This window comes from Sneathiella sp., from assembly GCF_002694385.1.
Classification (GTDB): domain Bacteria; phylum Pseudomonadota; class Alphaproteobacteria; order Sneathiellales; family Sneathiellaceae; genus Sneathiella.
In genome coordinates, this window is record NZ_NZMB01000019.1 from 111,801 (window position 1) to 122,868 (window position 11,068).

Consider the following 11,068-nt stretch of genomic DNA (forward strand, 5'->3'; position numbering starts at 1 on the left):
CTAGATAATCTCCGTTGCCGGAAAACCCCGGCCGATGGTTTCAGACAGTTGATAAAGGGTGAGGGTGAGCGGCGGGATCGCCCCTTCGCTCAGCCCGAAATCATCATTGAAATCGGACAGCGAATAGACATACGCCCGCGCACTATGAACGAATTTCGAGACGCTCTGCCCCGCGTAGGTGAAGACCAGCTCATAGCGTTCCGATGTTTCAGACAGCGGCACCGCCGTACTGAGACTGCCGCCGCCGCCCATGCGGGTGCGCCGCTGCCAGGTGATTTCAAGATCATCATCAATCCGCGACGCCGCAATATGCACCGGGGCATAGGGCCGCAAATCATTGCCGGTGAGGGTTCTTGTCACCGGCGTTGCCGCCTCAATCAACTGACCCGCCGCCACGGCCTTCCAACGGCGCGGCATATCGAGATGGGCGAGCGCCGTAAAGCCGCCGCCGATTTCGCTGCGGCGCAGCAGGATCGCCCGATCCCCAACCTTGTGCCCCGTGATCGCTCCTTCCGTGCCGCGCCGCCCGCGGATCAGATGCGTGAGCCGGTAACTGCCGTCCTCATTCTCCGTGACCGTGCCGAATTGCAGGATTTCATCGCCGAGCAACAGCGCATTGCCGCCGTTCAGCAGCGCCACATCGCTGAGACTTTCCAACTCCTCCGCCCCGTGGATCATGCGAATATCCACATGGGAATTATGATCGGTCTGGAACGGCCGGTCCGTTGCGGCCAGCGCATTCAGCGCGACGCCCCAGACGGCCCCCGCCCCGGCATTGCCTTCAATCTCATATCTCTCCTCGTCAAAGGCGGAGTAGAGTGCGCCGCCTGCGCCCGCCGCGCGTGTTGAAATGGCGAAATAAAAGCGGCTGCCCGTGCCGCCCGCGCCATCCTGATCCCGCAGCAGCGGCAGATCGAGGAGGAACAGCTCCGCCGTCACCGCCGGGCGGATCAGCACCTGCTGATAGCCCGAACCGCTATCCCCCGCCGCAAGGGTGCTCTCGCTGAAGGGGGAAAGGGAAACCCCCTCCGTCTCCAGCGTGAAATCCGCCCCGAAGCGCGATTGCATCAGCCGCACCGCGCTCGTCCTCCCCCCAAGATCAAGCGTCACCACATCGGCGGGATCAAGCGCGAGGAAGCGTAAGGGAAGCGCCGCGGAAAATGTCTGCCGCTCCGCCCAGGCGGCATAAAGGCTCTTGGCCGCCGCCGCCCGCGCCTCATCCGCTGTCAGGGCCATCGGCAAATCGCGGGCAATCTGGTTGCGGCCGAACATGGTGGCGACGGGGCGGAAACTGCGCTTTTCCATCTGCGTGCCGATCTGGTAACCCGCATCGGCCGCGAGATAGGAAAGGGATATCCGCTCCGGCAGTTCGCTTTCCTGCAATCGGCGCATTTCCGGCGGGGCCAGCATGTCGGCATCCTGAAGGGTCACGCCGCTCGGTGCCTGATTGCGCGGAATGAATTTGAGGGTATCGCCGCTTTCCACCGCATCAAACAGGGCGTACTGGCTGAGCGGGGTCAGCGCCTCGGCAATGGATTGCGGGCGGGTCACCAGATAACCCGGAATGCTGCCCGTGAGAGCGGAAACATCAATATCCCCCACCTCCAACCGGCCGAGGACGCAAAGATCGGCAACGATTTCGGCGATCAGCGCCCCGTCGCCGCTCCCCCGCCGGAGAAACAGCCGTTTCAGCCCGAAATCCGTATTGAAGGCATAGAGGCTGTCCGTCGCCGCGTCATAAACGCCGCTCACCGAATTGGAGACCCCGTCAAATTCATAGAGATCAACCCGCTCAATTTCGTCCAGCGTCGCGGCGCTCAGATAAACCGCATAGCGCCCGGCGCTGATAAAGACAATCTCCATCCCGTTATGGCCGTTCACCAGGCTGAGCGCGCCACTCAGATCACTGACATCGCGGCTGACCGTCACGCTCTGGCTGCGGGTGGACCATTTGAAAATCCGGTAGGCATTCTGGAACAGAAGCTCATCCGTTGCGGGAAGATAGCCAACCAACCGTGTGATATTATTGGTCTCTCCCCCACTGCCGCCGAGCGGCGTAAGGGAGGCAGAGGGAAGCGTGAATATCTCCGACTGCGCCTCATAACTCACGCCGGAAAGGCTCTCAACCGGGGAGATGCTGACCCGCACGATATCGAGATCGCTGAAGACCGGCCCCGTTGCCCGGCCCGACAGGGCGACCCAGGCGACCTCGTTCTTATCCGTCACCGCGCCGGTCGAGACGCGTGCCGTTGTCTCAATACTGGCGATGACATTAAGGCCCGCATCGAACACCACCACCTGATAATTCTGCTGCGATCCGGCCACCTGAAAGCCCGCGCCGGTCAGCGGATGACGGATATCGGTGGACGGACCAATGGCCCCGACGCCAGCGGGCAGATCGGCGGAGGCGACAACCTGCATCGTCTCCCCCTCCACCCGGTGGATCTGCCGCCCGGCCAGCAACGCCGATCCCGTGCCGATCCAGAAATATCCGCCGCGATCCCGGGAAAAGCCGACGGCGGCATCCGGCAGGCGGGGAAATTCCGTCTCCACCGCCCCGCTCGCGAGCTCCTCCAGCGTTTCCGCGTCGATTTTCCGCACCGTATCAACGCCGCCCGTCACCTCATAGCTGTAGAGAAGCCCGCGCGCCGGATCATGGGCGAAGGTGCTGGCATTGACGCTGGCAATCGAACTCTCAACCTGCGGATGGGCGGCAACGGGGGCTTTGGTCACCAGAAATTCCAAATTCGGCAGGCGGTTGCCATAAGGCCCGAGGGGCAGGTTATCAAACACGACATAGCAAAGCCCGCGATAGCCGGGCACATGGCCCGCGCCTTCCGCCGCCTCCAGGATGCTGTCGGGCTGCTGCGCCGCATCCCCCGCATAGAAACGGAACCGCACGCCCGGCGTGATCACCGCCGCCTCCGATGTGGTGTCATAAATCACGTCGCCATCAGCCCAGATTTTAAGCAGGCGATCCACCTCCCCCTCGCAGATGGCAACGGCGATGCTCGCATAATAAACGTAACCCGTCGTCTCCGGCTGGCTGGCCCCGCCCTTGCCGCCGCCCCCGCCGCTGGTCACCGCCTCGCTGCGTAAATCCGAGACCCAGGTGATATTGCCGCCAAGGCGCATGGTGCCATAGAGCCGCGGGATCGCCGCGCCATAGCTCGCCCCGGTGACGTTGAGATCGGTGAGACGCGGCGCCGCGCTGCCCCCGCCCTCATTGGGAAACAGCAAGCGGCCCAGCGTCGTCCCGACCAGCCAGCCCGCCCCGGCGCCGACACCCGTCACCGCGCCAAGCCCCGCGCCCGCGAGGCCGAATGCCAAAGTCGCCATCAGGAAGCCCCTTCCGGAAAAGAAAAAACAAGAAAGGGCGCGCCGTAAGGGGCCAGCAATTCCTCCACCACCCGCCGCCGTCCGGCATGGGCATGGATCACCGTCGGCCCGTCTTTATCGCGCGCCAGAAACCCCAGATGGATGGGAAACTGGCTTTCTCTGAAAATCGCGATACCCCCATTATTCCAATTATGTAACGATGAAACATCAAGCTGTTTATGAAGATGGGAGAGAAGCCGCGCCCCATCCTGCCGCCGCGCATAGCCGGGCAGATCAACGGGGGTGAGGCCTATCTGACGCGCGACCATGACGACAAGCCCGACGCAATCCAGCCCGCGCGCGCTGCGCCCCTGATGCCGCCAGGGCGTGCCGATCCAGCCCCGTGCGGCGGTGAGGATTTCCGCGCCCCTATCCATGGCCACCGCCGATCAGCGCGTCCGTGCCCGGAATATGCGGGTGCCCGCGAAAATTGACATGATTGGCGAATTTCTCCCGGCAGGTCACCAGCCGCTTGTCGCAGCCGGGAAAAAAGCTGACCGCGTCGCCTTCGGCAATGGTGAACGGCAGGGCGAGAAACAGGGTGAGACGCTTCTCCGCCTGCTGCCAATCCCGGATTTCCGCGGAAATCCCCGCATTCTCCCCGCTGGTGAAGGTGAGAACCCCGCCATTCAGCACCCCGTCCACTCCATTATAACCGGTTAAAGTGATCTCACTTTGCGACGTGACGGCGGCGACACTGTCCGTCTCCGTCAGCGCCTCGATATCCACGGTGCAGCGATCATCGCCGAGATCGGCCGGGCAAAGGGGGCTGTAAACCTCCCCCACCTCATAGAGCAGCGCCTGCGCCAGACCACGCAGCTCCGCCGTGAAGCCGCCATCGCGGGAGGAAACTTCCCCGATCCAGCCGCGGCGCAGTGCGATTTTCCCCATGGCCGGGTCCTGCCAGTTGACCATGAAGATGCGCATTTCGGCAAAATCATAGCGCCCGGCCAGCAAATCCTCTTCCGTGATGGCCTCACTCATCAGCGCGCCGATCAGATCGAGATTATCCACACTGAAACGGCCATCACTGACAATGGCGGAGCGGGAATAGCCGCTCGCCGCGCGATAAAGATCCCCCTCCACCGTCAGGTCACGGTCGAAATCGGTGAAGAACATCTCCGTCCCGTCGCGGCGTTTCAGCGCCCAGCAGGTGGCAAGGCTCGTCACCTCCCCCGCGATATGGGCCTGTAAGGAAGATCCCAATGTTTTCAAAGCCGTATCTCCACCAGTTTCACATTCTGCCAGTGATGAATGTCGGGGCCGGGAATGGCCGATTGCATCAGATCCGTATCGAAGCGCACCGGCACATCAAATTCGCAAGATACGGTGATCTCATCGCCTTCCCCCGGCGCGGTATCGAAGGTGAGCAGGCCGCTCGCGTTATCGACACTCCAGCCACTTGCGAGCGGTGCGCCCTCCACCGCGACACTGACGCTGCCCGCGACGATTTTTTTAAGCGGGCGCTCATAAGCCGGGGCGAGCATGTCCTCATCCACATAGCGTTTGGTGATCTGGAACGCCGTCTCCGCCCCGTCGCCGATGGCCATCGCTTGCGCGGGCATGACAAAATCGCCGAAATCCTTCAGCCGGAAACCATAGGCCCGGCCGCGCCGCGCGTGGAAAAAATCCAGCACGGCGGTCCATTCCGCGCCCCGGCTCGGGCTGATATCAAAGCTGTATTCGCGCCGCGCCTCCGCCCAGTTGATATTGCGCTGCTCATAACCGGAGTTGAGCACCTGCACCGTCGTCGAAAAGCGCGGACCGCCCACGGCCCCATAGGAAATGCGGGTCGGGAATCTGACCTCATGAAAGCTCATGCCATTCGCTCCTTAACGTCCGTTGCGTTGCAGCGCCCGCTGCGCCTGACGCAGCGCCTCCCCCTGGATTTGCGACTGGCTCATGCGAAAGCTCGCCGCATCGGGGGTGGAGATATTGAAGTTCATATGGATGACGGACGCGGCGGCGGTGGCCTTGCCGTCATTGCGCCGCGCTTGCGCGGGCGTCTCAACCGTCACCCGCTCCCCCCGCGTGAGGCGGAGGGGGACAAGATTGCGATCCACCCCGCCCGCGCCGCCAACGGTAAACTGCCCGCCGGTCGCAAAGCCGGGGATGAGGCTGAGCAGCGACGCGCCCGTGCCGCCGGAAAAGAGGCCGCCGAGCAGCCCCGTCAGCGCATTACTGCCACTGCCCGCCGCCCCCGTGATTGCGCTTTGCAGAGAGCGGCTCGCGGCCTTCGTGCCGAGGCGCAGCAGGTCGGTCTCCAGTCCTTTCAGCACAGATTTTGCATCCTTGCCGGAGACGATGAAGCGGTCAAACGCATTGCCGAAGGCGCGGTTCAGTCCGCCCGCCAGCGTCTCCGCCATCTGTTGCAGGCCCGCCATGTCCCGCTGTGCGGTCTTGAGCCCCTTGCCGAGGCTGTCCACAAAGCCGCCCCGGCCCGCATTGGAGGCGCCGGAAAGTTTCTGCAATTCCGCCATCTGGCGGGTGAGCTGACGCGCTTCGCGCTCCGCCTTGCGGGCCCGCGCGCCCAGCCGGTCAAGAGCGCCTCCGAGGCGCGATAAATCCGTGTCCGTTACCATCTTTTTCCGTTCCGTTGATAGAGGCCAAATCCTGCCCCGCCGTCTCCCGCCATGCCGCGAACAGCCTGAGCAGAAGGCCAATCTCCCGCCCCGTTGGGGGGAAGCCGTCCAGCGCCCGGATATCGGCGGCAAGGTGCGACGGGTTCAGCCGCCCGCCGTCGCCATAAACCGGTGAAAGCTGCAAAAACCAGTTCCAGACATGAAGCAGGCAGCCGGGCAGCTTGGGTTCGGCTGGCATTTGCCGCCCCGTCGCCTTCGCCACCTGCCAGAGCGCCATTTCCCGCGTGATGCCCTGGCCGACCGGCGCGGCGAGATAAAACTGATGCGCCGCGTAGGCCAGAAGCCCATCGGCGCTCAGGGCAAAAAATTGGCCCGCTCCTCCACAAAGGCGGCGACCTGCTCGCGGATCCACAGATGCTCCCGATAAAGGGCGCGGGCCGTTTCCGGGCGGCTATCCAGCACCACCCCGCCCCGGCCGATATTTTCAAACCGCAGGGTGATGGCGGCGAGCCGTTCGATCAGCCGCTCCTCCATCTCGGCGGCGGTCAGCTCCAGCTTCCGCTCCGTGATCTGCCAGTCGATCTGGGCGCGCAGGGTGCGGCGATAATTCTCCGCATCCTCCCCCTGCAACCAGATGACGGCGGGCAGCAGTTCGCCCGTCTTGGGATGGCGCAGGGTGAGCGGCGCGCCCGCCTCGCTCCGGGCTTTCAGATCGAAGGCGGTGACATCGAATATGCTGTCTGTCATGGGCTTTTCCTATGCGTCAGGTGTGCGGGTGAGGACGAGGTTGCTACCCGCCTCCGCGTCATAAAGGGCGGTGAAGGGCAGCGAGAGCGTCACCGGCCCCGTGCCGAGCGCCGGCAAACTGCCGCCGGTATAGACGATGCGCGGCAGGGCCAGCTCCAGCTCCCCGCCCGCCCCCTCCAGCGTGAGGGTGAGGCTGCTTTCCGTTTCATCGACGAATTTTTCAAGCAGGCTCGCATCCTCGAAATAGCTGGTCATCTCCCCGGTAATGCGGGATTGACCGGCAAGAATATCCGTCGCCGCTACCTCGCCAAGGGTGAAGGCGGCCTCAAGGCCGTTATCAATCTCAAGATCGAGCCCGACAACAATGCCGAGGCTGTCTCCCCCCTCCGTGATTGCGCCCTTGAACCCCGTCATCGGGTCATGAGCCGCCCCGGCGGCGGGCGTGGCATCAAGGGCAGAGCTTTCAAGGCTCATGGACCGGCCAAGGATCGAAAACCGCCCGCCGATCAGCCGGTCGGGCCGGACGGTGAGACGAAGACGGTTTACAATGCAGCCGGTAAAAACCTGATAACTGCCGATATCGCGGAACGCGCGCTCAAAGGTGAAGCTCGGCTGCGTCACTCCCGATTTCAGGACATCATCATCCCAGTCCGATTGCATCAGCCCGGCCAGCAGCGCATCGAACGCGCCGTAGGACAGCTCAACATCAATATCGCCGACAACGCTTTTCTGGCCATGCAGCAGATGCGCGATCTGCCGGTCATCGCGGATTTCCTCCGATTGCAGCGTCGTTTTCTCAAGGCCGAGGCTGCAGGCCGTATGACGCAGCCGCGTCATCGACGGTGTCTCGGGCGTCGCGCCGAACACAGTCTCGGTGATATAGCTGAGCCCGTGGCGGGCTCCGGTGGCAAAGGTCATGATGGTCGCTCCTTAAAAATAGCTGCGCCAGGCAATGATTAGCGGCAGGGCGGCGCGTTTGAGATCCCCGTCATCCGCCACCATGGAGGCACCATCGAGATGCACCTCCACCCCCTCAAAAGTGAGGATGCGGCCGCGATTGAAATGGCCGCGCAGTGCATCAAGGCGGCTCTCGGCATTGATCAGATCGGGATCATGCAGGGTGAGACGGTAGCTGCCGCTGTGCAGTTCCGCTGCGCCGTCACCCAGAAAAATCGCCGCGACCGGACCAGGGCGAAATTCCACCGCCACATAGGCGGCGTTATGGGCGGGGCGAAAGGGCTGCCCCGGAAAGGCGATCACGCTCTCGGCGGAGGCGGCGAGCCAGCTATCCAGCGCGGCCTGAATTTTGCGATAACTCATCGGTAGGCCACCTCATAAAGAATGCCCGCCCCGGCATCGAGGGACACCGCCTGCACAACGGTAAATCCCGCCCCGGCAATGAGAAGATCATCATCGGCGCGCGGAATAATGTCTGCACATTCCACCAGCGCGTAATGCAGCGGCTCCCCCATCCGCGGCGCGGTTTCATTGCCGCTATCGCGGAGTGGTTTTTCAATCCGGACAAGGCGGATCGGAATATCCTCCACCGTCTCGCCTGCGCCCGTGCCGGGGCTGTAGCTACCCGCAGTTTTGCGCTTCAGCGTTGCCAAAACCGCCAGCTCCCCGGCGGCGTTGAACAGGCGGCGGACCATTCTGTCGATATCAAGCTGTTTCATCGCTCACCCCCGGACGAGATCATGAGCGGCACTTTGCGCGCCGATCTGGCTGAGCAGGCGGAAGATGAAGCTCATGCGCTGCTTTCCCTCCGCATAGGTGATCTCCAGCGAGCCGATTTTCTGGCGGATCGGCAATCGTTCATCGAGGCCCGCCGCCTCCTTCAGGAACAGTTCCGCCAGCTCCAGCGCCGCAATGCGCAGCGCATGCGGCAGGCCCGTCATCAGCCGTCCGTCCCGGTCAACCGCACCGGAGCGCGGCCATTTCAGGCCCTGATCCCAGTCCAGTACGCGGCCGGGATAATGATAGCTGTCGATATGCAGGGCGGCGCGCATCAGGGCCCGCTCCCGCGCGCCCTCGCTCGCGCTGCTCCAGTCGTCCAGATCGAGGGCGGCGAAATGCCCGTCCGCATCGGCAAGGGAGACATAACTCGTCGCCCCGGCAATGCCGCTGCCAGTTTCCGTTATCAGACTCATGCGTTTTTCCTGCTGTTCTGCGAGAAGGAGGGAGCGGGCAATCCCGCTCCCCTGTCAGGGTGATCAGCCCGCGAGGCGGACGGCGAGTTCGGGCCGGACCAGCTTGACACCCCACAGGATGTCAAACTCCCAGACCACCTGCTTATACTGCCGCGCGACTTCAAGGCGCAGCGAGATACCCGTCTCCGGGTCGGTCATGGACATGATCTGGCTGCCGAGGCCAAGGTCCTGCGTGCTGTGGGCAAGCGGCCGGTTGGCGAAGGCGAAGGCATCGCGGTTGAACACCAGATTGACCACATGACTGCCGGCAAAGGTCAGCGGATCGTTATCCGAGGGCGCGACCAGCACGGCGGGCGAAACGGTGAGGACCGATTCCGTGCCGTCCAGATCCCCGGCCGCCAGAACGACATACTGCTGCGGATCGCCATCTATGGTGAAAATATCCCCGACGGAGGGCTTGGTCGTGAAGCCATCGACGATCAGGCTGGTGCCCGTTTGCGCCCCGCCTTTCACCAGCGGCGTGCCCGCCGCGCCCGTCACATGCGTCGCCACATGATCATCGCTGTACCAGTCGATGCCGTATTTGCGGCCAATCTCCCCTTCGATCTTCACCGTGCTGCTGCCCGCCCGGTCCGCATCGGCGAAGGCGGCGAGATCAAGGGCGTTGGATTCCGCATCGAAATCGAGCACGCCATAGCGGTTTTCCTTCGGCGCCTTCTGCTGCATCAGCAGCTTGCGCGCCGCCGTCGCCACTTCCGCATTGGCATCAAAGGGCGTACTGCCCGGCGTGCCGACCAGGCCGTAAACGCCCTTATATTCGGCATGGATCGACTGGTTGACCGCATTGGCCAGCGCGCGGATGGCGGCGCTCGCCTGCACGGGCATGAAGTTCTCCCGCACGTCAACTTCCATCATCTCCTTATCGGTCAGATAGAAATCCGCCTTCTTCCAGTTGTTCAGCTCGATCTGCACCTTTTCCAAGGTCGAGCTGGTGGGCGTCGGCGGCGTCGTGCCGGGCGTCACATCATCCGCCGTCAGGTCGGACGGCAGGATCACATCGATCGTGTCGCCCTTGCTGGCGGCATCGGCGCTGAAATCCCCGTTCACAAGGCGGGGCATCACGGTCTGTTCACGCAGGGCCATCAGCCCACGCGCGAGGATTTTCGGCATGGCGGCCGAGATATCATTTGGCATGTCAAAATCTCCAGAATGAAAGGGTCAAAGGTAAGTAAAAGGCCCGTCCCGGACCTCGCCGCCTCCCGCGGGCTTAGCTCACAGCGCGACGGACACCTTGCCGCGCGCGATATCTTCAATGCGGGCGTTGAGCGCCCCTTGATTATGGCCATTGATCGAACCGCGCGGTGCGGTCACGCCCGCCGGGTCCATGCCGCTGCCGCGCATTTTCGTGGGCGCAAAGGCACGGGCGAATATCGGGGAGTTGCGCATCTCACCAACCAGCGCCTCCAGGCTTATCGGCGCGCCTTCCGCATCGCGGCGGACGGTGCCGTCCCGGTCCAGAATATGCAGCGTCGGCAGCGGTTTCTCCGCGTCATGGTGCAGCGTGACGGCGGCGCGGATATGCGGCATCAGCAACTCCACACTGCCGCCCGCTTTCAGCAGCGCCTCCGTCGCCCGTGTCTCGATCAGGAAGGCGCCGTTGCGCTGCTCAAGCTCGGCAATCGCGGCGTCCTTCTGGGCGAGCGCGGCGTCGAACCCGGCGGTCATCTCCGCCCGCAGCGCCGTCTCCCGCGCTGTCCAGGCGGTTTCCGGATCAGGGCCAAGGGCGCGCCAGGCTTTCAGCTCCTTCTCGAAGCCTTGCGCCGCGCCGCGTTCCTTCTCCAGCGCCGAAGTCAGGCCCGATACATCGAGCTTTCCGGCAAGCAACGGATCAAGGGCGAAGCCCTCCGCCGCGTCCGTCTCCGGCTGGTAAAGGCTGTGATACTGTTCGGGAACCGTTTCCAGATCTGTCACCTTCAGGGGAAATTCAAACATTGAAGACCTCATAAAAAAAGCCCCGCATGGGGCCCTGTTGTCAGTACATGATGATGCTCATTCGGCGGCGTTGGCCTGCAAACTGTCGGTGAGCAGGCCGCGCGCTTTCGCCTCGCGGATCAGCTCCTCCGGCTCGATATCGCCGAGTTTGCGCGCCTGCAGCAGGAAATCGAGGTCCTGCGCCGCGCCCCTTGCCGCGCCCGCCTTGGTGCTGACCGA

The 11,068-nt window shown here is 63.4% G+C and carries 13 protein-coding genes; all 13 read right to left on the minus strand.

The features are described 5' to 3' along the window. The 13 genes from CMN55_RS13670 to CMN55_RS13730 all read right to left on the minus strand — a co-directional run bounded on the left by CMN55_RS13670 (position 1) and on the right by CMN55_RS13730 (position 10,849). Complete coding sequence (locus CMN55_RS13670; protein WP_293950370.1) at positions 1-3,339, minus strand: phage tail protein; 3,339 nt, start codon at positions 3,337-3,339, stop codon at positions 1-3. Further along, positions 3,339-3,755, minus strand: coding sequence for an NlpC/P60 family protein (locus CMN55_RS13675; RefSeq protein WP_293950371.1), 417 nt, complete (start codon positions 3,753-3,755; stop codon positions 3,339-3,341). The genes CMN55_RS13670 and CMN55_RS13675 overlap by 1 nt, the downstream gene beginning before the upstream one ends. Next, positions 3,748-4,593 carry a DUF2163 domain-containing protein gene (locus CMN55_RS13680; protein WP_293950372.1) on the minus strand — a complete coding sequence of 282 codons (846 nt, stop codon included), beginning with the start codon at positions 4,591-4,593 and terminating at the stop codon, positions 3,748-3,750. Before CMN55_RS13680 ends, CMN55_RS13675 begins: the two co-directional genes overlap by 8 nt. Next, positions 4,590-5,198, minus strand: a complete 609-nt coding sequence (locus tag CMN55_RS13685; RefSeq protein WP_293950373.1) for a DUF2460 domain-containing protein — start codon at positions 5,196-5,198, stop codon at positions 4,590-4,592. Before CMN55_RS13685 ends, CMN55_RS13680 begins: the two co-directional genes overlap by 4 nt. A gap of 12 nt (positions 5,199-5,210) precedes the next feature. Further along, positions 5,211-5,960, minus strand: coding sequence for a phage tail tape measure family protein (locus CMN55_RS13690; protein WP_293950374.1), 750 nt, complete (start codon positions 5,958-5,960; stop codon positions 5,211-5,213). Beyond that, positions 5,917-6,372, minus strand: a complete 456-nt coding sequence (locus CMN55_RS13695) for a hypothetical protein (RefSeq protein WP_293950375.1) — start codon at positions 6,370-6,372, stop codon at positions 5,917-5,919. Before CMN55_RS13695 ends, CMN55_RS13690 begins: the two co-directional genes overlap by 44 nt. Further along, positions 6,315-6,707: a hypothetical protein gene (locus CMN55_RS13700; protein ID WP_293950376.1), complete on the minus strand. Its 393-nt coding sequence runs from the start codon at positions 6,705-6,707 to the stop codon at positions 6,315-6,317. Before CMN55_RS13700 ends, CMN55_RS13695 begins: the two co-directional genes overlap by 58 nt. Before the next feature lie 9 nt (positions 6,708-6,716). Next, positions 6,717-7,625: a phage tail tube protein gene (locus CMN55_RS13705; protein ID WP_293950377.1), complete on the minus strand. Its 909-nt coding sequence runs from the start codon at positions 7,623-7,625 to the stop codon at positions 6,717-6,719. Positions 7,626-7,637: 12 nt separating this feature from the next. Next, positions 7,638-8,027 (minus strand): phage tail terminator-like protein, encoded by a 390-nt coding sequence (locus CMN55_RS13710; protein WP_293950378.1) that lies wholly within the window; start codon positions 8,025-8,027, stop codon positions 7,638-7,640. Beyond that, complete coding sequence (locus CMN55_RS13715; RefSeq protein WP_293950379.1) at positions 8,024-8,383, minus strand: hypothetical protein; 360 nt, start codon at positions 8,381-8,383, stop codon at positions 8,024-8,026. The genes CMN55_RS13710 and CMN55_RS13715 overlap by 4 nt, the downstream gene beginning before the upstream one ends. A gap of 3 nt (positions 8,384-8,386) precedes the next feature. Then, positions 8,387-8,857, minus strand: coding sequence for a DnaT-like ssDNA-binding protein (locus tag CMN55_RS13720; protein WP_293950380.1), 471 nt, complete (start codon positions 8,855-8,857; stop codon positions 8,387-8,389). A gap of 63 nt (positions 8,858-8,920) precedes the next feature. Continuing rightward, positions 8,921-10,051: a P22 phage major capsid protein family protein gene (locus CMN55_RS13725; protein ID WP_293950381.1), complete on the minus strand. Its 1,131-nt coding sequence runs from the start codon at positions 10,049-10,051 to the stop codon at positions 8,921-8,923. A gap of 78 nt (positions 10,052-10,129) precedes the next feature. After that, complete coding sequence (locus tag CMN55_RS13730) at positions 10,130-10,849, minus strand: hypothetical protein (RefSeq protein WP_293950382.1); 720 nt, start codon at positions 10,847-10,849, stop codon at positions 10,130-10,132. Positions 10,850-11,068 lie beyond the last annotated feature (219 nt).

Bases quoted from the DNA above. Each gene is read 5' to 3' on its own strand.
- CMN55_RS13670 (WP_293950370.1), bottom strand. From the start codon at position 3,339: ATGGCGACTTTGGCATTCGGCCTCGCGGGCGCGGGGCTTGGCGCGGTG.
- CMN55_RS13675 (WP_293950371.1), bottom strand. From the start codon at position 3,755: ATGGATAGGGGCGCGGAAATCCTCACCGCCGCACGGGGCTGGATCGGC.
- CMN55_RS13685 (WP_293950373.1), bottom strand. From the start codon at position 5,198: ATGAGCTTTCATGAGGTCAGATTCCCGACCCGCATTTCCTATGGGGCC.
- CMN55_RS13690 (WP_293950374.1), bottom strand. From the start codon at position 5,960: ATGGTAACGGACACGGATTTATCGCGCCTCGGAGGCGCTCTTGACCGG.
- CMN55_RS13700 (WP_293950376.1), bottom strand. From the start codon at position 6,707: ATGACAGACAGCATATTCGATGTCACCGCCTTCGATCTGAAAGCCCGG.
- CMN55_RS13705 (WP_293950377.1), bottom strand. From the start codon at position 7,625: ATGACCTTTGCCACCGGAGCCCGCCACGGGCTCAGCTATATCACCGAG.
- CMN55_RS13710 (WP_293950378.1), bottom strand. From the start codon at position 8,027: ATGAGTTATCGCAAAATTCAGGCCGCGCTGGATAGCTGGCTCGCCGCC.
- CMN55_RS13715 (WP_293950379.1), bottom strand. From the start codon at position 8,383: ATGAAACAGCTTGATATCGACAGAATGGTCCGCCGCCTGTTCAACGCC.
- CMN55_RS13720 (WP_293950380.1), bottom strand. From the start codon at position 8,857: ATGAGTCTGATAACGGAAACTGGCAGCGGCATTGCCGGGGCGACGAGT.
- CMN55_RS13725 (WP_293950381.1), bottom strand. From the start codon at position 10,051: ATGCCAAATGATATCTCGGCCGCCATGCCGAAAATCCTCGCGCGTGGG.
- CMN55_RS13730 (WP_293950382.1), bottom strand. From the start codon at position 10,849: ATGTTTGAATTTCCCCTGAAGGTGACAGATCTGGAAACGGTTCCCGAA.